Genomic DNA, 783 nt, shown 5'->3' with positions numbered 1-783 from the left:
GTGCTGGCGACCTCGATCGCCGAAACGTCCATCACCATCGACGGCGTGCGCGTCGTCATCGATTCCGGCCTGTCGCGGCTGCCGCGCTACGAGCCGGCCAGCGGCTTGACCCGGCTGGAAACGGTGCGCGTCAGCAAGGCGTCCGCCGACCAGCGCGCCGGCCGTGCCGGGCGCACGCAAGCTGGCGTCGCCATCCGGTTGTGGCGGGCCGAGCAGACGGCTGCACTTCCCGCCTTCACGCCACCCGAAATCTTGGAGGCCGACCTGTCCGGCTTGCTGCTCGATTGCGCCGCCTTCGGCGTTGCCGATCCGGCAGGGCTCGCCTTTCTCGATCCGCCACCCGCTCCGGCGCTCAATGAGGCAAGGGCGCTGCTGCGCGCGCTGGATGCCATCGACGAGGCAGGGCGCCTGACGGATGCAGGTGCTTCGATGCGCAAGCTCGCTCTGCCGGTGCGGTTGGCGCATATGGTCGCCGAGGCAGCGAAAGGCGGTCATGCCTTCGAGGCAGCGATGCTTTCGGTGCTGCTCACCGAGCGCGGCCTTGGTGGCGACGGCGCCGATCTGGAGCGACGGCTGATGCGCTTTCGCGGGGAAAGATCGCCGCGCGCTACAGCCGCGAAGCAGCTCGCCGAACGGCTGGCGCGGCAGGCTGGCGGGGCGAAGGGCAGCGAAGCCGCCGCCGCCGGTCTCCTGCTCGTCCACGCCTGGCCAGATCGGGTGGCCAAGGCGCGCGGCGAGCGCGGCCGTTTCGTGCTGGCCAATGGCTCCGGCGCCATGCTCGAC

At 71.0% G+C, this 783-nt stretch carries 1 protein-coding gene; it reads left to right on the top strand.

Going from position 1 to position 783, the window contains the following annotated elements:
- The coding region (locus tag EN935_RS38520) for a helicase-related protein (RefSeq protein ID WP_164771853.1) at nt 1-783 on the top strand (783 nt) is incomplete at both ends.

Origin of the sequence: Mesorhizobium sp. M7D.F.Ca.US.004.03.1.1 (assembly GCF_003998635.1) — a bacterium.
GTDB classification, from domain to species: Bacteria; Pseudomonadota; Alphaproteobacteria; order Rhizobiales; family Rhizobiaceae; genus Mesorhizobium; species Mesorhizobium loti.
Note: the sequence above shows the minus strand (reverse complement) of the source record. Positions and strands in the feature narration are given on the sequence as shown.